Origin of the sequence: Nonomuraea cypriaca, from assembly GCF_015645445.1 — a bacterium.
GTDB classification, from domain to species: domain Bacteria; phylum Actinomycetota; class Actinomycetes; order Streptosporangiales; family Streptosporangiaceae; genus Nonomuraea; species Nonomuraea cypriaca.
Window position 1 is genome coordinate 1 of sequence record NZ_JADOGI010000145.1, and the last position, 20,439, is coordinate 20,439.

Here is a 20,439-nt window from a genome sequence, read left to right on the forward strand (position 1 = left end):
GGCGGGAGGGTCCCGCCGCTCGTCGGCGCCGTCAGCAGGAGCACCGCGGTCGTGGTGTAGGTGACCGGGATGGTGGAGTACGCGAAGAAGGCCACGCCCACGGCCACCAGGGAGGCGGGTAGGGCGACGTACCACCTCCGTATCAGGACCAAAATGGTCCCCCAGAAATCCACACGCCCTCCCTGCGAGTACCGCCTCCTACATGTCGCCTCAAACGGGGTGGAGCGTTACACAAAACCCTGTAACACCACCTTGGGTCGCCCGATATGGAGTAAAGGGCGTGCATTTTCACCCGGCGCGGGGACGGAGATCACCTTTCATGAGCGCACTGGCCGTCGTCACGCCCACGTACGCACCCGACGCCGAACTCTTCGACCACCTGCACCGGTCGGTCCTCGCGCACACGTCGGAGGACACCGTCCACCACGTCGTCGTCCCGCCCGCCGACCACCGGCTGTTCGCCCGGTACTCCGGCCCGCGCTGCCGAATCTGGACCTATGCCGAGATCCTGCCGCGCCGCCTCATCCGGGCACCGCTCGCCGGGGTGTGGATCGATCCCAGGCGGCCCTGGCCGCCGCTGCGCGGCTGGGTGGCCCAGCAGGCGGCGAAGGTCGCGGTGGCCGCTCGGCTCGACGCCAAGGTGGTGCTCGTCGCGGACTCCGACGTGGTCCTGGTCCGCGAGGTGAACCCCGACCTGTTCATCCGGGACGGGCACGTGTGCATGTTCCGCGTGGACGACGGGGTACACGAGCAGATGACCGACCACGTGACCTGGCATCGGGTGGCCCGCGAGCTGCTCGGCCTGCCCGGTCCTGCGCCGCTGCCGTTGCCCGACTACGTCAGCTCGCTGGCGTCCTGGGACCCGGCTGTCGTACGCGGCATGCAGCAGGCGATCATCGAGGCGACGGGCCGCGACTGGCTCACCGCCTTCACGTCGTACCTCCAGGTCTCGGAGTTCATCGTCTACGGCGTGTTCGTTGACGAGGTGCTCGGGATCTCGCCTCCGGTCAACACCGCGATCTGCCACAGCCGATGGGATCGCACCCCTCTGGACCACGCTGGAGCCATCGCCTTCGCCGATCGGCTGCCCCCCGACGCGGTGGGGATGATGATCTCGGCCAAGTCGCGGACGCCCATGGGGGCCAGGCGGGCGGCGATCGAGCGATGCTCCCGGATCACCGGACCCGATGGGAGTCATCCGTGACCAAGCTGGCGGTCATCACACCGTCCTACGCGCAGGACGCCGAACTGTTCGCCGAGTTACACCGGTCCGTCCTCGAGTTCACCTCCGAGGACACCATCCACCACGTCTTCGTGCCGCCGGGCGACCGCGAGACCTTCGCCCGGTTCGAGGGCCCCCGCTGCCACGTGTGGGTCCGCTCGGAGCTGCTGCCCCGTACATACCTTCGCATGCCCGGCACCGACCTGTACGTCAACTACCGCCGCCCCTGGCCGCCGCTACGCGGCTGGGTGATGCAGCAGACCGTCAAGATCGCCGCTGTGGGCCTGATCGACGCCGACGCCCTGCTCATCGTCGACTCCGACGCGGTGCTGGTGCGCCCGACCAGCGCCGGGTCCTTCAGCGTGGACGGGCGCCTGTGCCTGTACCGCTTGGAGAACGGCGTGACCGCCTCGATGGAACGGCACGTCATCTGGCACCGGGTGGCCCGCGAGCTGCTCGGCCTCCCGCCCGCGCCGCCGACGCCGCTGCCGGACTACGTGACCGCGCTGACGTTCTGGGACCCGGAGATCGTCCGTGCCATGCAACGGCGCATCACGCAGGTGACCGGGCGCGACTGGCTGGAATCGTTCAACTCGCGGCTGCACGTCTCGGAGTTCATCCTGTACGGCGTGTTCGTGGACGAGGTGCTGAAGGCGGCCCCGCCGGTCAACACCACGATCTGCCATCTGAGCTACCACCACGAGCCGTGGGACGAGGCCCAGGCCGTCGCCTTCGCGGACCGGCTGCCGCCGGAGGCGGTGGGGATGATGATCTCGGCCAAGTCGCACACGCCGATGGAGGCCAGGATGGCCGCCATCCGGCGGTGCGCTCAGGTCATCGAGTCCAGCTGATCCTTTTCGTCGCGGGCCTCGTGTCCGTTGGCGGGGGCGGAACGCCCGTTGGACGAGGCGGGCTGCTCATCCTGCGGTTTGATGGCCTGGATCGGGCCGGTGTCGTCCTCGGCCAGCTCGGTGACCGTCAGGGGGAAGTCCTGGACGGCCGGCGGATGCGGCTTCGAACCGTTGACCGGCGGGACGATCTGCTCCTCTTCCTGCGCCTGCTCCGCGACGGCCTCGGCCCAGATCTCCGGCTCCTGCTCGGAGTCCGCTGAATGCTCGGCGTCCTCGATGGCGATCTCGGGCACGGGCTCACCCCCGGGCGCCCGGCCCCGGGCGCGCAGGCGCTGGACGGCGTACGCCACGCCGAGCCCGGCCACCACGCCGGCCAGGCCGCCGAGGGCCGCGGCCACCAGGCGGTCCTGGATCATCTGGCGGGGCACGGTGGGGGGCATGACATCCATGATCCCGATGTGGGTGCTCACCGGCGCGTTCACCGCGGTCTGGCGCTTGGCCAGCTCCAGCCGGACCCGCTGCTGGGCCTTGCGCATGACCTCCGTGACCGTGGCCGGCGAGTCGCCCTCCACCTCGACGTAGACGAATGGCCCGTTGGTGCTGATGCCCAGCAGGTCGGGGTTGGTGCGGCCGTCGTTGATGACCAAGCTGGTGGGCCCGCCCTCGGGCGCCCCCACCTCCGCGTAGACGTCGGGCCTGTTGGTCGCGAGGATGAGGATGCCGGCGGTCGTGCGAAGAGCGTCGTTGAACTGCAGCAGCGGGTTGGTCAACCCGGGTCTGTTCTGCGGCTCGGTCTCCAGCGTGCCGCCGGTGGCGGGCACCGTGAGCACCATCGACGCGGTCGACACGTAGCTGCTCGGCATCAGGAAGTACGCCGCCAGCGCGAGCCCGACGGCCACGACGACGACCGGCGGCCCCACGAACTTCTTCCGGGCCAGACCAAGGATGGTCTTCCAGAAGCCCACTATTTCCGCCCCCGTCGATATTTATTTCGATGCAATGGGGAAATCGGTCTCTTCATGGAACGTGTTACACCACACGAGCCATCGCCAGCAGCTTGCGGCCGCGGTGGACGATCGTGCGCCGCTGGCGCCGGGCGTACATGCGCAGCACCGCGGCCCGCGCCCGCCGGCGCTGCTCCTCGTCCAGGTCCGCCTCGCGCACCCATCCGAGCAGTTCCCTGCACTGCAGCGTGTTGGCCAGGTGAGACTGCCAGGACGGCACGTCCAGGCGGCGGGCCAGGCCGGTGATCCGCTCCTGCCGCCAGTTGCGGTGCGACAACACCTCGGGAACGTGCGCCCACGGCCCGGCCAGAGCCAGCTTCGCCGCGAACACCTCGTCCTCGCGCAGCATGTTGCGCCGCGGGATGCCGGTCGCGGGCCCGCGCCTGAGCAGGCCGTAGAGCGGGTCGATGACGTACGGGCTCTCGTTGAGCAGCCTGAGCATCTCGCCGAACCGCTCGACCGGGTCGTCGGAGTCCAGACCCGTGCCCGTGTAGGGCGACGTGTGGACCTGCCCGCCCGGCCCGGTGTACGACACCTGGTTGGTCACGAGGACGAGCCGCTCGTCGGCGGCGAACGCGGCCATCGCCCGCGAGACACAGGACGGCTCCAGCCGGTCGTCGTCACCGATCCAGCGGACGAACGCGCCGCGCGAGATCCGGGCCGCGTGCGTGAAGTTGCCGAGCAGGCCGACGTTCTGCGGGTGCCGGTGGTAGACGATCCTGGGGTCGCCCGCGGCCAGGTCGCGGCAGAGCTCCTCGGTGCCGTCCGTGGAGGCGTTGTCGGAGACGACCAGCTCGATGTGCGGATGGTCCTGCGCCAGCGCCGAGCGGACCACGGCTTCCAGGCGATCGGCCGCGTCGCGTACCGGCAGCGCGATCGAAACGAGTTCAGAGTCCTGCATGCGCTCTCCCTTGACGTACGAGTCGCTCCAGCACGGCCCGCGGCACCACGACGAACACGAACACGAGCAGCCCCGCTCCCCCGGCCACGCACAGCTCGGCGAACGCCCCGTCGATCACGACGGACAGCCCCGCCATGACACCGGCCGCCAGCGCCGCACCGAGCAGGGGACGGGCCAGTCCCGCCCCGAACAGCCGCGCCGACAGGCCGGAGCCGCGCAGTGCCACCGCCAGCAGCGGAAGCGCCACGAACACCGCGACGATCGCGTGCGCCACGGCGGCCCCCTCTATGCCGTCGAGGCGGGCACCGGCCAGGAGCGCGGGCACGAGCACGACGGCCCAGCACAGGTTGACCCACATGGTCGCCTTCGTCCGGCCGAGCGCGGCGAGTATGTCGGTGACGAGCAGCGTCAGCATGCGCACGGCCATCACGATCGCGAGGAAGCGCAGCACCTGGGCCGCCGGCAGCCATGAGGCGCCGTACAGGAACTCCACGACCGATGGCGCGAGCGTGCCCATCACGGCCGCGATCGGCAGCACCATGCTCGCCAGCAGCGGCACGGCCTGGCGCACGCCGTCCCGCATCGACTCGCCGCCCTCCTCGGCCAGGCGCGAGAAGCTGGGCAGCGCGACGTAGCGGACGGCGGTCCCGATCAGTCCAGGCACCCAGCTGGAGATGTTGAAGGCGAGCAGGTAGAAGCCCAGCCAGACGGCCCCCAGCGCGTCGCCGACGATGACCATGTCCATGTTGAGCAGCAGCCCCTCGATGCCGAGGCTGGCGCAGAGGGGCAAGCCGAACGCCAGCAACCGCGCCGCCTGCGCCCGGTCGAAGCCGAGCCGGAATCTGACCCGGGCCAGGACGAGCACGAGTACGCCGGTCACGGCGGCGCCGCTGAGCTGCCCCAAGGCGAAGCTGTAAGCCCCGGCCCCGCCCACGGCCAGGGTGATGGAGACGGAGGCGTTGGCGGCGAAGCCGGCCAGGTTGGCCCACGCCAGCTTGTCCTGCTCGAACCTGCGCATGAGCGCGGCGCTGCGGACCGCGGTCAGCCCGTAGACGAGGTTCGTCGCCATGAGGATGCGGATCACCCAGGTGGCGTCCTCGCTCCCGGCGAAACCGGCATAGAACGGCGCTATCACCCAGAAGACCCCGTAGAGCACGGAGCTGGACAGGATCGCTACCACGGTGGCCGTGGGCGCGACCTCCTCCAGCTTGCCGCGCCACTGCACGGTCGACGCGATCACCCCGGCGTCGTTGATGTAGACGACGAACTGGCTGGCGGCCAGGGCGATCGCGAACACGCCGAAGTCCTCGGGGACCAGCAGCCGGGCCAGGATCAGGCTCATCCCGAACGAGCCCGCCTTCATCACCAGGTTGCCGAGCAGACTCCAGCGCAACCCTCGCCCCGCCATGCGGCCTATGTCGCCGGCATCAGTCACCGAGCTTCCTCGACCCTCTCCAACCAGATCTCCCGCCAGAACGGCACGAACTCGCGTGGGCAGTTGGCGTTGTAGACGCCCTCGCAGACGAGGTCGTCGAGAATGATGCACGGACTCTTCATGCTCAACATCCGCCCGGTCGTCTCGTCCAGGCAGCGTTCGACCCTGGTCCGTACGCGCGCCGTCCGGCCGCAGTAGCGGGCCATCTCCTCCTCGAACCCGAGCCCGCGGTTGAGCAGATCGTCGTTGAGCGTGTCGAGGATCTCCTCCTTGGACTTGATCCTGACCAGTTCGCCGGGTGACAAGTCCAGCTTCCCGGTCGGCGTGACCGCGCCCGCGCGCCCCGCGACGAAGCCCCAGCGCAGTCCGCCCCTGATGCGCAGGCGCCTGGGCAGCACCTTGTTGCTGAGCCCCTGGAAGCGGTTGAACAGCCCGATGAGGAACGTGCGGAACATGCCCATGACGCCGACGTTCCCGCTGCGCACGTCGGTGACGTACTGGCCGAGATCGCGGAACGGCAGGCACGTGGGCGCCGCCCGGAGCAGTTCGGTGGCCTGGCAGGAGTAGCAGCCGTCCTCGCCCTTGCGGGTGTTGACCTCCAACAGCTTCAGCATCCGCGACGGAGCCTCCGGCGCCGGCGCGGTCACGGGCTCGTCCGGATCCACCCGTTTGAGCCAGGACTCCTTCCAGTAGAGGGAGCAGGCGGTCTGGCAGCCGCCGTGGCCCCCGCCGTCGCAGCGCGCCCCGGTCAGGTGCACGGCGTTGTCCATGCGCCGCATGCCACTGCGGCTGATCGTGTCGCACAGCTTGTGCGCCACCTTGTGCACCGTCATCCGCCGGCCGCAGAAGCTCAGCATCTCCGGCATGAAGGGCAGGCTCTCCAGCTCGCCCCGCTCGTCCAGCGTCGCCAGGATCTCCTCCGCGCTCCGCACTTCGACGAGGTTCCCCACCCGCAGGTTCATGCGTCCTCTCCCACGCGTTTCAGCAGACCGGCACCCTCCAGCGCCGCGGTCGCCTCGGCGACCGCCTGGAAGGGCAGGCCCGACCGGTCCGCGACGTCGAGCAGGCTGTGATCGCCGTCGGACAGGTTCAACACCCATAACATCGCCATCTGCGCTTGCTTCGTGTCACTCCGGCCGCCAAGAGATCCGTACAAACCGCGCCGGCCGAGTTGCGGCTCGCCGTACGGGCTCAGGTTCTCGTAGCGGCTGTCACGTTCCAGGACCTCCACGGCCGACCAGAGCGTCTCCAGGGTGTCGGCCATGGCCGACGGCGTCACGAAGCCCAGGTCGTCGCCGGAGGTGTGGTATTCGGGATAGCCGGCGTACGGCGTCCTGGTGAGGCTGCCGACCGGCAGGTCGAAGCCGGGTGAGCAGAACTGCCGCTCGTCGTAGCCGTACGGCGAGAAGTCCACGATCGTGTGCGGCCGGTCCCGCAGGACGGCGGTCATCACCCGGTCGATGCCCGCGTCGCCGCGCCTGCTGCGCTTGTACGTCAGCGCGCCCCGGTCGCCCGCGCAGGCAAGCGTGAGCCCGTACCGGATCCGGCCGAGCCGGTCGCGATTGCGGGCCAGCCACGTGATCGCGCCGATCGTGCCGGGCGCGAACAGGAACCGGTAGGTGTAGCGGGGGCGGCCGATCTCCCCGGCCAGTCTCCCGGCCAGCGCGGTGGCCACGGCGATCCCGGCGAGGTTGTCGTTGGCCAGCGACGGGTGGCAGACGTGACAGGAGATGAGCACCTCCTCGTCAGACCGTCCCCGTACGACGTGCTCGGCGTACGTCAGGTGCCCGTCGGCCAGCGTCGAGTCGATCAGCACCTCGTACGGCCCCTCGCCCATCCCGTCGAGCGTGCGCCTGCTCAGGCAGAATCCCCACGTCTCGGCGTAGTACGACGTCCGGTACGGCACCAGGTCGGGCTGCTCGGGCAGCGTGTGCAGACGGGGGCGCAGCTCCTCCAGGGTCATCGTGGCCGACACCGGGACGCTGTAGCCCACCACGTGCAGGTTGGAGCGCCGGAAGTCCACCACCCTGGCCCCGGAGGCGTCCTTGACGTAGGCGTCGCGGATGTTCCACTCCTTGGGCACCGTCCAGTCGAGCACCTGCGTCCCGGTCGGCACCTCGTGCACGTCCAGGTCCAGGTGCTCGCCGACGATGTCGAACGTGGCGCGCACGCCGTCGCCGGTGATGGAGCGGCACAGCGGATAGAGCCGCTCCACCAGCACCCGCATATCGCGGCGGGCTCGGTCGCCGGTCATGTCCGTAGCTCCGGCGTGACCGCGCCGGACTCGCGCCGGTCGGCGAGCCAGGCCAGCCGGGTGAAGCGCCGGTAGAAGGCCGTCTCCGTCAGCCCGTGGTCGCGATAGGCGTCGGCCAGCTCGACGGCGCCCGCCTTCACCGTCCAGCGGGTGTGGAGGTCGGGCAGGGCCTCGCGGATCCGCGAGAAGGCCACCCGGTAGGAGCGCGGGTCGGCGCCGGTCTCACCGGTGATCACCAGGCGCGAGCCTGGCACCGCCTCGACGACGTGCTGGGCGATCTCGGCGACCGTCAGGTTGTTCTGCTCGCCACCCACGTTGAACGCCCTGGCGTGGACGGCCTCGCGCGGTGCGGTGAGCACGCCGAGGAACGCGTGGGCGATGTCGGCCGCGTGCACCAGGGGCCGCCACGGCGTCCCGTCGGACAACACGCGGACCTCGCCGGTCAGGTGGGCGTGGCCCACGAGGTTGTTCAGCACGATGTCGGCCCGCAGCCGGGGCGAGAACCCGAACGCGGTCGCGTTCCGCAGGAACACCGGGGTGAAGTCGGCGTCGGCCAGCTCGATCAGCTCGTCCTCGACGCGCACCTTCGACTCCGCGTACGGCGTGACCGGGCGCAGCGGGGCGTCCTCGTCGAGCAGGTCGTCGCCGCCGGAGGCGCCGTACACGGAGCAGGTGGAGGCGTACAGGAAACGGCGCACGCCCGCGTCCCTGGCCAGCCTGGCCAGGCGTACCGAGGCGTGGTGGTTGATGGCGTACGTCAGCTCAGGGGCGAGTGCGCCGAGCGGGTCGTTCGAGAGCGCCGCGAGGTGGATGACCGCGTCGAAGCCTTCGAGCAGCTCCGGCGGCACGTCGCGCAGGTCGACCCGGTGGCCGGGCGGCTCGTCGGGCAGCGGGCCGAGCACACAGTCGGCGAAGATCCCGGAGTCCAGGCCGGTCACCTCGTGGCCCGCCCTGGTGAGGATCGGCGCCATGACGGTGCCGAGATAGCCCTGGTGCCCGGTGAGTAAGACACGCATGTCGATCATCCTCCGGTTAGGTCTAGAGCAAGTTTGCGCAGGTAGAAGGCTTCCGCGTAGCGCGCGTGACACTCGATGCCGCGGATCCGGGCCAGCCCGAGGAATGCCTCTCCGTCGAACCAGGGCCGGTGCCGCTGGGAGGGGTAGTGGTCCCAGAGCAACGAGACCTTGCGCTCGGCGATCGTCAGGTCGTACGGCTGGTACGCGTTGGGCCGGCCGAGGTCGCCGTCCCATTTGACGATCTCGTAACCCAGCGTGAGGTGGTCGCGGAAGGCCGTGGGCACCAGCTCGGCCAGGCCGCGGTGGTCCTGGTGAGCGTCGCCCGCGTGGGGCGCCAGGATCAGGTCGGGTTCGGTACGCAGGCGCAGCTCCTCGACGGCGGCCTTGGCCTCGTCCCAGTGGGCGGGCAGCCGCCCGTCGGGGATCTTGGCCACGGTCAGCCGCAGGTCGGCGCCGGGGCAGAAGGCGGCCAGCGCGGCCCGTTCCTCCTCCTCGCGTACGGTCCCGCCACCGGAGAGCACGAGCGCGTCCACTCGGATGCCCGGGTGAGCCGTGCAGATGACGAGCAGGGTGCCGCCGGCGCTGATCGCGAGGTCGTCGCAGTGCGCGGCCAGGAGGGCGAGCCGGCGCAGGCCGTTGGGTAGGAGCCGGTTCACACCCGCTCCCACAGGGCCCAGGGCCTGTCGCCGCGGGAATATGCGTGGTCCAGCTCCACGCGCTGGTTGACGGTGTCCGTCGGCCGCCAGTAGCCCCTGTAGGGATAGGCCATCAGCCTGCCGCGCTTGGCCAGCTCCATGCAGCCGTCCACGAGCAGATCTCCGTTCTCGGGGATGTGGTCAAAGACCTCCTGGCGTAAGACGAAATATCCGCCGTTCACCCAGAGCGGCATCTCGGTAACCGCGGTGATCTGGCCGACCTTCCCACCCTCGGCGATCTCGATGCAGTGGAACGTCCCAGGCGGCGGCACGGCCATCAGCGCGGCGCCCGCCTCCGACGCCTCGAACCTGTCGATGATGTCGGGCAGCGGGGCGTCGGTGAGCACGTCGGCGTAGTTCGCCAGGAACATCTCGTCCCCGCCCAGGTACGGCCGCACCCGGCGTAACCGCTCCCCGATCGGCGAGTCGAGCCCGGTGTCGATCAACGACACCGACCAGTCCGAGATGTCCGCGGACAACAGCTCAATCTGCCCGTTACGCAGGATGAAGTCATTCGACCCCGCTTCCTGATATGTCAGGAAAAAATCTTTTATGTGCTGCGCGCCGTACCCCAGGCACAGGATGAAGTCCTTGTGCCCGAAGTGTGCGTAGTAGCGCATGACATGCCAGACCAGCGGACGCGGGCCCACGAGCTGCATGGGCTTGGGCAGGGTGCCGCCGGGCGCGTCGCTGCGCATCCTGGTGCCGCGCCCACCGCAGAAGAGGACGACCTTCACGTGACGACCTCCAGGCTCGGTATCGGGAAGACCAGCCGGCCGCCCCACTCACGGACGTACGAAAGCTGCTCCACGAGCTCGTCGCGCAGGTTCCACGGCAGCACCAGCACGTAGTCGGGCCGGTCGGCGGCGATCCGCTCCGGCGCCAGAACCGGGATCCGCGACCCCGGCGTGAACCTGCCGTGCTTGTACGGGTTCCGATCCACCGTGTACGCCAGCAGGTCAGGCCGGATCCCACAGTGGTTGAGCAGTGTGTTGCCCTTGCCGGGAGCGCCGTACCCGACCACGGTCTTCCCCGCGTCGGCGGCGTCGATGAGGAACCTGAGCAGATCCCTGCGCACCTTGGCCACCCGCGCCGCGAAGTCCTCGTACCCGGACAACTCGTGCAGCCCGGCGGCCTTCTCCCTGGCCAGCACGTCGACCACCCGCGGCGAGACCGGCGCCTCGCCCGGCTGCGCCCACAACCGGATCGAGCCGCCGTGCGTCGGCAGCAGCTCCACGTCGACCAGATGCAGCCCACCACTGGCCAGCGCCCGCTGCGCCGAGGCGACCGTGTAGTACTGGAAGTGCTCGTGGTAGATCGTGTCGAACTGGTTGAGCTCCATCAGCGTCAGCAGGTGCTGCACCTCGATGGAGACCCGCCCGTCGTCGGCCACCAGCGCCCGCAGGCCCTTCGTGAAGCCGACGACGTCGGGGATGTGCGCGTACACGTTGTTGGCCACCACCAGGTCGGCGGGGCCGTGCTCGGCGCGCACCCGCGCCCCGACCTGCGGCGAGAGGAACTCCGTGAGCGTCGGCACCCCCTTGGCGACGGCGGCCCTGCCGACGTTGGCTGACGGCTCGATGCCGAGGCAGCGCACGCCCCGCTCGGCCACGTGCTGGAGCAGGTAGCCGTCGTTGCTCGCCACCTCCACCACGAACGAGTCAGGCCGCAGGCCCGCACCGGCCACGAACCGCCTGGCGTGCTCGACCCAGGAGCTCGAATAGGAGGAGAAGTAGGCGTACTCGGTGAACGTCTCCTCCGGCGTGATCAGCGGCGGCAGCTGGGCCAGCCAGCACCGTGTGCAGACCCGCAGGTGCAGCGGATAGGTGGGCTCGGGCTCCTCGAGTCCGGCCGCGGTGAGGAACAGCTCGCACGGCGGGGTCGCGCCGAGGTCCACGACCCCGGCGAGCCCGCTCGAACCGCACAAGCGGCAGGTGGTCATTCAGCTCACTCCAGCAAGCGCCGCGGCCTCATACTCCAGCGCGAGATCTTCGGGCATCGGGGCGAGATCGTTACAGCGGACGAAATCCCGCAGCGTGGTGCCGGTGCACGAGGCGTCCACGTTCGGCGCGCCGCGGCGGGCGCGTACGTCGCCGAGGTACACGGTACGGAAGTCGATGCTGAACCTGGTCCGGCCGGAGGTGTTCGGCACGGTCGAGTGGAGTTGCGCGCCGGAGAACATGAGCGTCCCGCCCGGTTCCGGCACCACCCGGACCTGTGGCTCCAGCTCGATCGGCTCCTCGGGTCTGGGCTGCACCCGGGTGTCGCCGCGCACGTGTTCGGCGGCGTTGTGCCGGCTCGTCCGGTTCCACTCTGCGTAGTCGTAGGTCCTGCTGCCGTTGCGCACCGGCTGGTCGAAGTAGCGCGGGTGGAAGGCCATCACGTTCTCCGGGACCACGCCGTAGATCGGGATCCACCAGTTGACCTGGTTGAACGGGGCCGAATACCAGCAGTCGCGATGCGGGTGGAAGGCGTACGAGATGCCCGAGACGAGGTAGTCGTTCGAGGTGGAGGTACGCATCCTCGGCACGTCGAAGTACGTCTCCCCGAGGTCGCACCCGCGCTCCTCGATGACCGCGGGCAGCAACTCCTTGCACCGGGGGTGGTGGATGAAACGGGGCTTGAGCCCGGCGAGTAACTTCGCGAAGTCATCGACCGGCATCTCGTGCTGCGCCGTCTCCGGGTCCTGACCGCCGAACGCCTCGGCGATCAGCTCCCTCGCGAAGCCGATCAGCTCGGTCGTGGCGGGCGAGGCCGAGTAGACGAACACCTCGCCCTGGAAGAGCAGCTCCCGCCGCCGTTCATCGCTCACGCCGCTGTTCGAGAAGACTGAGGTCATCATAAGAACATCCCTCTCGGTGGGCTTACATGTCGGTGTGGGTCTGGCATGCTGCGATCATGGATCGCCTCTCGATCGACGGCGCGTGGCACGTCACGCCGCGCGTGCACACCGACGCTCGTGGCAGTTTCTTCGAAGCCTTCCGTGCGGCCGACCTGCCGCGGCCGCTCGACGTGGCCCAGATCAACTGCTCGGTCTCCAAGTCCGGCGTGCTGCGCGGCGTCCACTTCGCCGACGTGCCGCCCGGTCAGGCGAAATACGTGACGTGCGTGTCCGGACGTGTCATGGACGTGGTGGTGGACCTCAGAGTGGGGTCGCCGGGCTTCGGCCGCTGGGAGGCGGTCACGCTGGACGACGAGACCAGGGGCGCCGTGCTCGTCGCCGAAGGGCTGGGGCACGCGTTCATGGCGCTGAGCGAGGAGGCGACGGTCGTCTACCTGTGCTCCCAGCCGTACAATCCGGGCGCCGAGCACGGGGTTCACCCGCTCGACCCGGACCTCGGGATCGCCTGGCCGGCAGACGTGGAGCCGGTGCTGTCGGACAAGGACGCCAAGGCCCCGTCCCTCGAAGAGGCGCTCGCGACCGGGCTGCTGCCGGACTTCCAGGCGTGCGAGGAGTTCTACGCCACGCTGCATTGACGCCCTGCCTTCGCCGTCATGACCGGCCAGGCCGCGTGCAGCGCCGCCCGCCAGTGCCGGATCGGCTCCCACCTGGTGTGGGCCAGCACGCTGTTGCGCGGGCGCGCGGCCGGGCGCGGGAAGGCGGAGCCCGGCACCGGGCGTACGCGTTCGCGGTCCGCGCCCAGCAGCGTGAAGATCTCCTTGGCGAAGCCGCACCAGGTGGTCTCCCCCGCGCTGGTGCCGTGGTAGACGCCCGGCGGCAGGTCCGCCTGCGCCAGCCGGACGAGGTAGTCGGCCAGGTCGGCCGTCCACGTCGGCTGCCCACGCTGGTCGTCGACCACGTCCACGGTGGGCCGCTCGCCGGCCAGCCGCATCATGGTGCGGACGAAGTTCGTGCCCCGCGCGCCGTACAGCCAGGCGCCGCGCACCACGTAGTGCCCGTGCTCCAGCGCCACGCGCTCGCCCGCGAGCTTGGTCCTGCCGTACGCGTTCAGCGGCCCGGTAGGCGCGTCCTCCCGGTACGGCTCCCCGGCCGTCCCGTCGAAGACGTAATCGGTCGAGACGTGCATCAACCGGGCTCCCACGCGGTCGCACGCCTCGGCCAGCCAGCGCACCGCGTGGCCGTTGACGGCCAGCGCCTCGGCCTCGTGCGTCTCGGCGGCGTCCACGGCGGTCCAGGCGGCGCAGTTGACCACGACCCCGGGGCGGTAGGCGGACACGAAGTCGCGTACCGCGCGGCTGTCGCGCAGGTCCAGCTCGGCCCGGCCGAGCGCGAGCACCGGCTCCCCGGTGAGCGCCGCCCGGTCGAGCACGTCGGTGGCCAGCATGCCGCCCGCCCCCGTGATGAGCCACCTCATGACGCCTCCCCGACTGCCTTCACCTGGTCCACCAGTCACGGTGCTCGGCGTACCAGCGGACGGTGTCCTTGAGCCCCTGCTCGAACGAGATCTCCGGCTCGTAGCCGAGCGCCCGCAGCTTGGCGTCGTCCAGCGAGTACCTCCGGTCGTGCCCCTTGCGGTCCGCCACGTGCTCGACCAGGTCCCAGTCCCGGCCGCAGGCGTCGAGCAGGCGCGTGGTGAGCTCCTTGTTGGTCAGCTCGGCCGTGCCCGCGATGTGGTAGACCTCGCCTGGCTCGCCCTTCTCCGCGACCAGCCTGATGCCCGCGCAGTGGTCCTCGACGTGGATCCAGTCGCGTACGTTGCCGCCGTCGCCGTACAGCGGGACCTTCTCGCCGCGCAGCAGGTTCGTGATGAAGAGCGGGATGACCTTCTCTGGGTACTGCCTGGGCCCGTAGTTGTTGCCGCACCGGGTGATCGAGACGTTCAGCCCGTACGTGATCGCGTACGCGCGGGCGATCAGGTCGCCGCCGGCCTTCGACGCCGCGTACGGCGACCTCGGCCGCAGCGGCGCGGCCTCGTCCCAGGAGCCGATGTCGATCGAGCCGTACACCTCGTCGGTCGACACCTGCACCACCTTCGGCACCCCCGCGTCCAGGCACGCCTGGAGCAGCGTCTGGGTGCCGAGCACGTTGGTCCGCATGAACTCGGCCGCCCCCTCGATCGAGCGGTCGACATGCGATTCGGCGGCGAAGTTGACCACGAGGTCGTGGCCGGGCACGACGCTGCTCAGCAGCTCGGCGTCGCAGATGTCGCCGTGGACGAACTCGTGCGGCACCCCTTCGAGGTTGGCGGGGTTGCCGGCGTAGGTCAGCTTGTCGAGCACGGTGACAATGTCGCCGGACCCGGGCGTCTCGGTCGCGCCGGACTCGCGTGCGTCAAAAGTCGCGTCGTTGAGGGTGCGGACGAAGTGCGAGCCGATGAAACCCGCCCCGCCCGTCACCAGGATCCTTGTCATCGAATCTCCTTGAGCGTGGAGACCCCCGCCATCAGGCGTGGGCAGGAAACGCGACACGCCGCAGCATGGGAACATGCATGCGATTTCTTGGTTGACCACGTAGAGTGCTCGGCGTGGCACAGATCGTGAAGCGGGCGGACAAGTACCGCTTCTACCCCACCCCCGAGCAGGCGGCAGAGCCGCTGGCGATCGTGTGGTCGCGGCCCCTTCCCGACGGCGCGCAGCCGTCCACCGTGACGGTGTCGCGGGACGCGGCCGGACGATGGTTCGTCTCCCTCCTGGTGCAGGAGAAGATCCGCCCACTCGCACCTGCACAGAACGCCGTCGGCGTCGACGCGGGCATCACCGCCCTGGTCACCCTGTCCACCGGCGAGAAGGTCGCCAACCCCCGGCACGAGCAACGCGATCGGCGCAGGCTGGCCCGGGCGCAGCGGACGCCGGCCCGTAAACGGCCGGGGTCGGGCAACCGGGCCAAGGCCCGGCTGAAGGTCGCGAAGGTGTATGCGCGCATCGTTGATCGCCGCCGTGACTTCCTGCACCAGTTGTCCACCCGGCTTGTTCGCGAGAACCAAGTGATCGCCGTGGAGGACCTGACCATCCGCAACATGATCAAGAACCGGCGGCTGGCTCGCGCGATCTCGGACGCGTCCTGGCGGGAGCTTCGCGGCATGCTGGCGTACAAGGCGGCGTGGTGCGGGCGGAGGCTGGTGGTGGTCGACCGCTGGTTTCCCTCGTCCAAGCTGTGCTCGGCCTGCGGCACCGTCCAGGAGGCGATGCCGTTGAACGTCCGGGAGTGGGTGTGCGCCTGCGGCGCCTCCCATGACCGGGACGTGAACGCGGCCCGTAACGTTCTCGCCGCCGGGCTGGCGGAGAGTTGAAACGCCTGTGGAGCCGGCGTAAGACCCGAGCAGCGCAAGCTGGGCGGGCGGCTGGCGGCGAAGCAGGAAACCCGGCCCGCGAGGGTGGGAATCCCCCGGCTTCAACCGTGGGGAGGAAGTCAAGAACTGATCTGTACCTTGCTGTGATCGCCCAGCACCAGACGGTGGGCTCTGGGCGTGTTGGGTGCCGGGGTGACCTCGACGTCGTGGCCGATCAGCGACGATTCGATCCGGCCGACCCCGGCGATGGACGCCCTGGGCAGCACGATCGAATACTCGATCTCGCTGCCGACGATGGCGCAGGAGGCGCCGATGGAGGTGAAGGGGCCGACATAGCTGTCCCTGATCGTCGCGCCGGCCCCGATGATCAGCGGTCCGACCAGCCGGGAACGCTCGACCACGGCCCCCCGCTCGACGACGACACGGCCCACGAGCTCGCTGGCCTCGTCCACGTGTCCCCGCACCCTCGGCTCGACCGACTCCAGGACCAGCCTGTTGACCTCCAGCATGTCCGTGACGTTGCCGGTGTCCTTCCAGTAACCGGAGATCACCGACGACTCCACCCGCAACCCGGCCTCGATCAGCCACTGGATCGCATCGGTGATCTCCAGTTCACCCCGCCACGACGGCTTCAACTCCGCCACCGCCTCATGGACGGCCGGACCGAACAGGTAGACGCCGACCAGCGCCAGGTCGCTCTTGGGCCGCGCCGGCTTCTCCTCCAGGCCGACGACCCGGCCCTCGACGTCCAGCTCGGCCACACCGAACTGGGTGGGGTCACCGACCTTGGTCAGCATGATCTGCGCGGCCGGCCGCTCGACGGCGAACCGGTCCACCACGTCGGTGATGCCGCCCACGATGAAGTTGTCGCCCAGATACATGACGAAGTCGTCGTCACCCAGGAACTCCCTCGCGATCAGCACGCCGTGCGCCAGCCCGAGCGGCGCCTCCTGCCGCAGGTACGTCACCCGCAGCCCGAACGCCGACCCGTCCCCCACGGCCGCCTCGATCTCCGCCTGCGTGTCACCCACCACCAGGCCGAGCTCACGGATCCCGGCCGCCGCGATCGCCTCCAACCCGTAGAACAGGACCGGCTTGTTCGCCACCGGTACGAGCTGCTTGGCCGAGGTGTGCGTGATGGGCCTCAACCGAGTGCCCGATCCCCCGGCGAGCACGAGTGCTTTCACTTCTAGTAAGCCCCTTCTCCACGGGTGACGACGGACCAGGTCTTCCAGAGAATCTGCAGGTCCAGGATGAGCGACCAGTTCTCGACGTAACGCAGGTCCAGTCGTACGGACTCCTCCCACGTGAGATCGGAGCGGCCGCTGACCTGCCAGAGCCCGGTGATCCCCGGCTTGACCACCAGGCGGCGGCGGACGTCGGCGCCGTACTTGCCCACCTCTTCCGGCAGCGGCGGGCGGGGGCCGACGAGGGACATCTCGCCGCGCAGGACGTTGAGCAGCTGGGGCAGCTCGTCGAGCGAGTATCGGCGCAGGAAGGCGCCTACCCGGGTAATCCTTGGATCGTTCCTAATCTTGAAGAGCACACCATCGAACTCGTTGGCCTCGAGAAGCGCGCCCTTGAGCCGCTCCGCATCAACCACCATCGTACGAAATTTCACCACACGGAACTCTTTGCCGCTTCTGCCGACCCTGGTCTGGTAGAACAGCGCGGGACCCTCGCTCGTGAGGCGGATCACCAGCGAGATCGCCAGCAGCGGCAGCGCCAGCACCAGCAGGGCGACCCCGGCCACGAGCCGGTCGAACACCGTCTTGACGACCTGCCTGCCGCCGTCGAACTCGGGATGTTCCACGTGTAACAGCGGCATCCCGGCGACGGGCCTGATGCTGATGCGCGGCCCGGCCACGTCGAGGAGCGCGGGGGCCACGAAGAGATCGGTACGCGCGGTCTCCAGGCTCCACGCCAGCCGGCGCAGCGCGGCCCCGTCCAGTTCGGGACAGGCCAGCACGGCCACGGCGTCCGCCTGCTCCCGCTCGACCACGCTCGCCACGTCGCCGAACGAGCCCAGCACGGGAATGCCGTCCAGATCGACGTCCATCGTGCTCTCGGGAAGGCAGGCTCCCACCACCCGCATTCCGTGATAGGGCTGGCGTCTGAACTGCAGCATCAGGTCGAGAATCGACTCCCGGTGCCCGACCGCGATCACCTGGCGCATGTAGTCGCCCACCGCTCGCCTTTGGTGGAGACGTTTGCGCATCTTGTAGCGGTAGTAGAGCGTGGCGAGCAAGGCCAGCGGCAGCATCGCCATGACGAAACTGCGCGCGATCGGCGTTTGCGTGGCATAGGCCATGATGGCGACGGTCGCCATCAGGCCGACGCCGCCGTTGAACACCGCCTTGAACTCCTCCGTTCCCTCACCATGCGCGCGCTGGCGATAGGCGCCGCCTATCACGAGCGCGACGGGCCAGGCGATGACCAGGGCGAATCCGAGCAGCAATTCGACCCAGGGAATGTACACGCCGGCGATCAGCCGGATGCCCAGCACACAAACGCACGCGGCGAGCGCGCACATCGTGTCGCCGTATAACAGGAGCCGTAGGTACGCCCGGGTCCAGATGCTGGACGCACGGCGTGGCACGGCCTCGAGGAGTACGACAGCGGACTCCCCAGTCCCCACCCTCATAACACCACCCTGTGACAACTCTGTGCACACCGATAACTTGACGTTCCTTGCACCACATAGGTTGACAAGTCCCTCGCGCAATCAAGGGCGGCGGCCCCCACTAAAGAGTAAAGATCGATTCGAAGCCAGGGAATAACGCCAAATGTCCACAATCGGACGAATATCAGGGGGTTGTGGGGCTTGACGGAACGGTCCAAGGGTGCAGTGTCCCGTGGGGATAATGTGAGGATTAGTGCAGCATTTTGCCAGGTGGCCGCGATATGAACGCGCTAGTCATACTCCAGATCCGGCAAAGCGGACGGCGGGTCCGGACTGCGCCATACGACCACAACCCCGTCGTGTGCGGAGTCAGCGGCCAAGGTGAGCCGTTCGAGGTCGAAATCCGGCAGGTAGCGCAGGCGGGCGAGGAACGTGGCGTCCGTGGCCGAGCGCGGCACGACACAACCTTCGCCGTCGCGGTCGAGCAGGATGTAGAGGACGTCTTCCCCGGATTCTGTGACGACACGGACCTCCACCACGTCCTCCCAGGCGAGGGCCTCGACGCTACCGTCCGCGTAGTGACGGGTGACGCCCTCTTCCGTGACATACACGTAGGAGTCCGGCATCGGGTTGCCGTGCATGGGCGCGATTCTTGCGAGTTCGGGGGTTGTCCCGCAAGGGTTCACAATCAATGGGACGTTTCACCACCTCATGGGCAGTTCGCCGGGTTCATCCCATCAAGAGTGATCTTCACTGCCCCACGAGTGGGCGAGATGCGCCGTCACCGCCGCCCTGGCCGCCTCCTCGGGCCCCTCGGCGATCGCGTCGAGCAACTCCCGATGCTCGCGCACCAGCACGTCCCTGTCCTGGTAGACCGCGCGCAACCGCACCAGCCCGAGCCGCGTCTCGGCGGCCAGGGTGCCGTAGAGCCGTTCGAGCCGCGGGCTCCCCGCGGCCTCGATCAGGGCCTGGTGCAGCGCCATGTGCTCGGCCACGGTGTCCGACCACGGCGCCGTGGCGGGCAGGGCGGCCAGCCGGTGCAGCGCGGCCTCCGCACCCGGCACCCGCTGCCCGCACACGGCCTGGGCCATGAGGTCCTCCAGGGGCCGGCGAACGTACATCAGGTCGTCGAGGTCCGCGATCGTCACCTCGGGGACATAGGCGCTGCGGTTGCGCTCGCGCCTGAGCAGGCCCTCGTGGACCAGGGTCGCCAGCGCTTCCCGCACGGTCGGCCTGGCCACGCCGTACGACGCGGCGATCTCCTGCTCGGGCAGTGGGGTGCCGGGCGCGATCTCCCCGGACAGCACCCTGCCGCGCAGGGCGTCGGCGAGCGCGCCCACGGTCGAGACGGGTCTGAGCGGCAACGTCACGGCTGCGACTCTAACGCCCTTCGCGGCGTACGTTCGGGTACGGCCACCGCCACGAGGCTGAGCGCCAGCAGCACGAGCCCGGCGACGGAGATCGGGGCCAGACGCTCGTCGAGCACCACCAGGCCGAGCAGCGCGGCGACGGCCGGCTCGGCCAGGGCCAGGGTGGCGGCCGTGGCCACCGGGGTGGTGCGCAGGCCCCGGCCGTACAGGAAGTAGGAGAGAGCGGTGGTCCCCAGCCCGAGGTAGAGCACGGCGAGCAGCCCGCGCGGCTCCCCCAGCCACCCGACGCCGCCCACCGCCAGGATCGGCAGCATGATGACGGCCGACCCGCCGAACAGCACCCCCATCACCGCGTTCGACCCCGCTCCGCGGCCGATCGCGGTGGCCGCGGAGACCGCGTAGAAGGCGTACAGCAGCCCGCCGAGCAGCGCGAGCAGGATGCCGGACACCACCTGCCCGCCCGCCTGCGCGCCGCCCCCCGCGATCAGCGCCGCGCACCCGCACACGGCCGCCGTGGTCGCCACCGTCCACCGGCCGCTCGGCCGCTGCCCGTGCAGCACCCAGGAGAGCAGCCCGGTGAAGACCGGGCCGCTGCCGATGGCGACGACGGTCCCGATGGCGACGCCGGTGCGGCCGACCGCGGCGAAGAAACACAGCTGGTACGCGGCCACCGCGGCGGCGGCCACCAGTAATCCCGGCCTGATCGTCCGCCTCAGCTGGGCCGGTCCCGCGAAGAGCGCGAGTGCCGTACCCCCGATGACCAGCCGCGCCGCGGCCAGGGCCACGGAGTCGGCGGAGACGAGCAATCCGGCCGTGCCCGCCGTGCCCCAGAGCACGGACGCGCCGACGACGGCGAGCGGTCCACTTCTCATACGGC

The 20,439-nt window shown here is 69.6% G+C and carries 20 protein-coding genes and 1 pseudogene; 4 read left to right on the plus strand and 17 right to left on the minus strand.

Annotated elements, in window-relative coordinates; translation table 11 throughout:
- Nucleotides 1-319: 319 nt before the first annotated feature.
- Both ITP53_RS36205 and ITP53_RS36210 read left to right on the plus strand, forming a co-directional pair.
- Complete coding sequence (locus tag ITP53_RS36205; protein WP_195899972.1) at nt 320-1,204, plus strand: DUF6492 family protein; 885 nt, start codon at nt 320-322, stop codon at nt 1,202-1,204.
- Nucleotides 1,201-2,073, plus strand: coding sequence for a DUF6492 family protein (locus ITP53_RS36210; RefSeq protein ID WP_195899973.1), 873 nt, complete (start codon nt 1,201-1,203; stop codon nt 2,071-2,073). The genes ITP53_RS36205 and ITP53_RS36210 overlap by 4 nt, the downstream gene beginning before the upstream one ends.
- Here ITP53_RS36210 and ITP53_RS36215 read toward each other — a convergent pair.
- The 10 genes from ITP53_RS36215 to ITP53_RS36260 all read right to left on the minus strand — a co-directional run bounded on the left by ITP53_RS36215 (nt 2,052) and on the right by ITP53_RS36260 (nt 12,220).
- Entirely contained in the window at nt 2,052-3,038 is a 987-nt protein-coding gene (locus tag ITP53_RS36215; protein ID WP_195899974.1) for a hypothetical protein, read from the minus strand. The two genes, ITP53_RS36210 and ITP53_RS36215, sit on opposite strands and share 22 nt — an antisense overlap.
- Before the next feature lie 64 nt (nt 3,039-3,102).
- Nucleotides 3,103-3,978 carry a glycosyltransferase family 2 protein gene (locus tag ITP53_RS36220; RefSeq protein ID WP_195899975.1) on the minus strand — a complete coding sequence of 292 codons (876 nt, stop codon included), beginning with the start codon at nt 3,976-3,978 and terminating at the stop codon, nt 3,103-3,105.
- Nucleotides 3,965-5,413 carry an oligosaccharide flippase family protein gene (locus ITP53_RS36225; protein ID WP_328816889.1) on the minus strand — a complete coding sequence of 483 codons (1,449 nt, stop codon included), beginning with the start codon at nt 5,411-5,413 and terminating at the stop codon, nt 3,965-3,967. Before ITP53_RS36225 ends, ITP53_RS36220 begins: the two co-directional genes overlap by 14 nt.
- Nucleotides 5,410-6,375 (minus strand): hypothetical protein, encoded by a 966-nt coding sequence (locus ITP53_RS36230; protein ID WP_195899976.1) that lies wholly within the window; start codon nt 6,373-6,375, stop codon nt 5,410-5,412. The genes ITP53_RS36225 and ITP53_RS36230 overlap by 4 nt, the downstream gene beginning before the upstream one ends.
- The gene (locus ITP53_RS36235) at nt 6,372-7,667 is read right to left on the minus strand and encodes a DUF4910 domain-containing protein (protein WP_195899977.1); all 1,296 of its coding nucleotides are present in this window, start codon (nt 7,665-7,667) and stop codon (nt 6,372-6,374) included. The genes ITP53_RS36230 and ITP53_RS36235 overlap by 4 nt, the downstream gene beginning before the upstream one ends.
- Nucleotides 7,664-8,683 carry an NAD-dependent epimerase/dehydratase family protein gene (locus tag ITP53_RS36240; protein ID WP_195899978.1) on the minus strand — a complete coding sequence of 340 codons (1,020 nt, stop codon included), beginning with the start codon at nt 8,681-8,683 and terminating at the stop codon, nt 7,664-7,666. Before ITP53_RS36240 ends, ITP53_RS36235 begins: the two co-directional genes overlap by 4 nt.
- 5 nt (nt 8,684-8,688) lie before the next feature.
- Nucleotides 8,689-9,339: a PIG-L deacetylase family protein gene (locus ITP53_RS36245; RefSeq protein ID WP_195899979.1), complete on the minus strand. Its 651-nt coding sequence runs from the start codon at nt 9,337-9,339 to the stop codon at nt 8,689-8,691.
- Nucleotides 9,336-10,115 (minus strand): glycosyltransferase family protein, encoded by a 780-nt coding sequence (locus tag ITP53_RS36250; RefSeq protein WP_195899980.1) that lies wholly within the window; start codon nt 10,113-10,115, stop codon nt 9,336-9,338. The genes ITP53_RS36245 and ITP53_RS36250 overlap by 4 nt, the downstream gene beginning before the upstream one ends.
- Nucleotides 10,112-11,320: a class I SAM-dependent methyltransferase gene (locus tag ITP53_RS36255; RefSeq protein ID WP_195899981.1), complete on the minus strand. Its 1,209-nt coding sequence runs from the start codon at nt 11,318-11,320 to the stop codon at nt 10,112-10,114. The genes ITP53_RS36250 and ITP53_RS36255 overlap by 4 nt, the downstream gene beginning before the upstream one ends.
- Entirely contained in the window at nt 11,321-12,220 is a 900-nt protein-coding gene (locus ITP53_RS36260) for a phytanoyl-CoA dioxygenase family protein (RefSeq protein WP_236051527.1), read from the minus strand. It abuts the gene before it with no gap.
- A gap of 56 nt (nt 12,221-12,276) precedes the next feature.
- On the opposite strand from ITP53_RS36260, the gene ITP53_RS36265 reads away from it, so the two are divergent.
- Nucleotides 12,277-12,855 carry a dTDP-4-dehydrorhamnose 3,5-epimerase family protein gene (locus tag ITP53_RS36265; protein ID WP_195899982.1) on the plus strand — a complete coding sequence of 193 codons (579 nt, stop codon included), beginning with the start codon at nt 12,277-12,279 and terminating at the stop codon, nt 12,853-12,855.
- Here the strand turns inward: ITP53_RS36265 and rfbD are convergent.
- Nucleotides 12,837-13,694 (minus strand): dTDP-4-dehydrorhamnose reductase, encoded by an 858-nt coding sequence (gene rfbD / locus ITP53_RS36270; protein ID WP_195899983.1) that lies wholly within the window; start codon nt 13,692-13,694, stop codon nt 12,837-12,839. The genes ITP53_RS36265 and rfbD overlap by 19 nt on opposite strands.
- 19 nt (nt 13,695-13,713) lie before the next feature.
- Nucleotides 13,714-14,691 (minus strand): dTDP-glucose 4,6-dehydratase, encoded by a 978-nt coding sequence (gene rfbB / locus ITP53_RS36275; RefSeq protein ID WP_195899984.1) that lies wholly within the window; start codon nt 14,689-14,691, stop codon nt 13,714-13,716.
- 173 nt (nt 14,692-14,864) lie between these two features.
- On the opposite strand from rfbB, the pseudogene ITP53_RS36280 reads away from it, so the two are divergent.
- A pseudogene (locus tag ITP53_RS36280) lies at nt 14,865-15,716 on the plus strand (RNA-guided endonuclease InsQ/TnpB family protein); the annotation flags it as partial.
- On the opposite strand, the gene ITP53_RS36285 reads toward ITP53_RS36280, so the two are convergent.
- From ITP53_RS36285 to ITP53_RS36305, 5 genes are all read right to left on the minus strand, one after another.
- The gene (locus ITP53_RS36285) at nt 15,689-16,756 is read right to left on the minus strand and encodes a glucose-1-phosphate thymidylyltransferase (protein WP_195899985.1); all 1,068 of its coding nucleotides are present in this window, start codon (nt 16,754-16,756) and stop codon (nt 15,689-15,691) included. The pseudogene ITP53_RS36280 and the gene ITP53_RS36285 sit on opposite strands and share 28 nt — an antisense overlap.
- Nucleotides 16,757-16,758: 2 nt before the next feature.
- Nucleotides 16,759-18,213 carry a sugar transferase gene (locus tag ITP53_RS36290; protein WP_195899986.1) on the minus strand — a complete coding sequence of 485 codons (1,455 nt, stop codon included), beginning with the start codon at nt 18,211-18,213 and terminating at the stop codon, nt 16,759-16,761.
- Nucleotides 18,214-18,482: 269 nt separating this feature from the next.
- Complete coding sequence (locus ITP53_RS36295; RefSeq protein ID WP_195899987.1) at nt 18,483-18,833, minus strand: hypothetical protein; 351 nt, start codon at nt 18,831-18,833, stop codon at nt 18,483-18,485.
- Nucleotides 18,834-18,929: 96 nt separating this feature from the next.
- Complete coding sequence (locus ITP53_RS36300) at nt 18,930-19,562, minus strand: GntR family transcriptional regulator (RefSeq protein WP_195899988.1); 633 nt, start codon at nt 19,560-19,562, stop codon at nt 18,930-18,932.
- Nucleotides 19,559-20,434: a DMT family transporter gene (locus ITP53_RS36305; RefSeq protein ID WP_195899989.1), complete on the minus strand. Its 876-nt coding sequence runs from the start codon at nt 20,432-20,434 to the stop codon at nt 19,559-19,561. The genes ITP53_RS36300 and ITP53_RS36305 overlap by 4 nt, the downstream gene beginning before the upstream one ends.
- Nucleotides 20,435-20,439: the final 5 nt, after the last annotated feature.